This is a genomic window from Hespellia stercorisuis DSM 15480 (assembly GCF_900142165.1).
GTDB lineage: Bacteria > Bacillota > Clostridia > Lachnospirales > Lachnospiraceae > Hespellia > Hespellia stercorisuis.
The window spans coordinates 1-2,374 of sequence record NZ_FQZY01000138.1 but is presented as its reverse complement, the minus strand read 5'-3'; the positions used below and the strand labels follow the sequence as shown (position 1 = coordinate 2,374).

Below are 2,374 nucleotides of genomic sequence, written 5' to 3'. Positions count from 1 at the left end.
CCGAAATAATATCGCAAAACAGGTTTTAAAAATTCTCTGTTTTGTACAAAAATTAATTAGTTCCCCAAGGGGGTTCTGAACAGTTACAGAAATTCATTGTAACTATACGGCTCTGACTTCAATATAACTGCATCCTTTTCCGTATTGTCCATATCCAGAATATCGTTGATAAGCCCCAGCATATAATCACTGGCAGAACGAATATGAGCCATGTTTTCCCGAACCGCTTCCGGGTGATCAGCTTCATCCAGTGTGGCAGCTGTCAATCCCATGATAACATTCATCGGTGTCCGCAGATCATGACTCATCCGTGACATAAAATCCATTTTTGCCTTTCCGGCTTTTTCTGATACCTCCAATGCAATCCTCAATTCTTCATTTTGCTTTAGTTCTTCCTGCATTCTTCTGGATTCCATCAGCGCACGGTTCAGCTCTCTCTGCATATTGATCATCTGATTATTCATCTTCTGCATCTCTTCCAGATAGAACTGCTCGTCTGTCATATCTGTTTTTCCAAAATGTTCGTCTGTGCCCATTGAATTAGTCCCCTTGCGTCTGTTGTATAAATATCTGCGTTCCATTCACGCCAAATATCTGGTACATCCTCAAACGCCTTCCCTCCCACAGCAATTTTTAAATCCGGAGCTTTGCTGCGTAGTTCTTTAATTATATTTTTACACAGGATTAAATGCTGTGGCATCGTAACGGATAGAGCAATCAGATCCGCTTTTTCTTCTTTCACAGTATGAATAAGTGCCTCTTCCGGTACCCCTGCCCCTAAAAACACACTGTTCCATCCTGCATAGGTAAATAAATCAGTAATCATACGCATCCCCAGCTCATGAAGTTCCCCTCCAATGCAGCATCCTATCATGGTATGTCCATTCGGAGGAGTTGAAAAAATAGTAGAATACAGCTGAGAAATAGCGGTCTGAGTCAATGCCGTACAGTAATGCTCCTGTGCCACACTGATTTTCTTTTCAAACCACAATTCACCGATCTTATACATCACTTTCTGTACCACTTCCAGATAAATATCCTGAATATTCATTCCGCCCTGATACAGTTTAAGAAAATACTGCATTGCCTCTTTTGAATCTTTTCTCAAGATGATGGCAATATATTCTGCTGCAATTTGATTATATTTTCCTTCCGATCCTTGATTTTCTGCTGCTTCGCTTCTCTGAAAGCCTTCTTTGTACAGTCTTTCAATTTCCTGTATTCCTTTCTGAATACAGATTTCTGCAAATTCATAATCTTCTGATGGCAATTCATCTTTTAGGCACACTGACATGGCAACATAAAAATCAATACATTGCTTTGTCATCTGCTCGCTGGTCACATAGATCATCAAATAGGTCAGATACTCGTAAGTCCACCTCACATACGATACAAAAATCTGTTCCTCTTTTAAATCAATTGCAGATTTTAAATATGAGATTCCATAAAAGAAGTCCCGTTTCATAAATTTCTTTGCTCGTTCAGGAAGGTCGTCATATAAACCTGGTGATTGTTCATACTGTTTTTTCGACATCCGTTGTACTAGTTCATTTAATTCATCCGCCTCATCGATATAGAACAAACTCATAGTTATCCCCCCCTGTTTATATCAATCGGTGTCTCTTATGCATTATTGGGTCCTCTGTAAAACAAGTACACTTTCTCATTCATATCGTATCACTTAAAAGGGATTTATTCAATATTTAACTGCAAGTTCATCCGTACAAAAAAAGCCTGTGCGCCCGATTAACTTCAGACGCACAGGCTTAGGTTCTAACAATTAAAACAATTCACACGACAATACTGACTACGCTTACTACAACGCCTCTTCTGCCAAATCAGACAAGTTCTGCTCCACTGCATCCAATGCCTCTTTTGGTATTTCAATTGCATCAACCGTATTGTACTCTTGGAAGGTCATTGTCAACAGACATGTCTTAGCAGTCATGTTTCCCTGTTCTTCCTCATCCATGACAACTTTAAAAATCTCATTTACAAAACTGTTCATATCCATTTCGATTGATGCCGGAAGTTTACTGTCCTTATAGACTTTTAGCGTCATAGGGATGTCCATTTTCTCAAAGTCCATATCCTTAAATATTTCTTTGACTTCCTCTTGCAGCGATACGATCTGTTTTTCCATCTCTTTTCCATTTAATTTGCCTTCCAGCACATAGACTTCTTTGCTATCCATTTTTTCTGTCTTATCCGACAGGGTGAGTCCCTCAGCAAATAAATTCTCAAAATCAATTTCTTTTGGTTTCTTCGTATCTTTTGATTTTTCGTAACTGTTCAGAACCCCCTTGGGGAACTAATTAATTTTTGTACAAAACAGAGAATTTTTAAAACCTGTTTTGCGATATTATTTCGGTAA

Annotated in this window: 3 protein-coding genes; all 3 read right to left on the bottom strand. The window is 38.7% G+C overall.

Features of this window, described 5'->3' with window-relative positions; translation table 11 throughout:
* Positions 1–83: 83 nt before the first annotated feature.
* On the bottom strand, positions 84–536 hold the full coding sequence (locus BUB85_RS20725; protein ID WP_073113361.1) for a sensor histidine kinase: 453 nt from the start codon (positions 534–536) through the stop codon (positions 84–86).
* Complete coding sequence (locus BUB85_RS20720) at positions 500–1,588, bottom strand: cobalamin B12-binding domain-containing protein (RefSeq protein WP_073113360.1); 1,089 nt, start codon at positions 1,586–1,588, stop codon at positions 500–502. The genes BUB85_RS20725 and BUB85_RS20720 overlap by 37 nt, the downstream gene beginning before the upstream one ends.
* 228 nt (positions 1,589–1,816) lie before the next feature.
* Positions 1,817–2,194, bottom strand: a complete 378-nt coding sequence (locus BUB85_RS20715; protein WP_073113359.1) for a DUF6612 family protein — start codon at positions 2,192–2,194, stop codon at positions 1,817–1,819.
* Between the last annotated feature and the right edge of the window lie 180 nt (positions 2,195–2,374).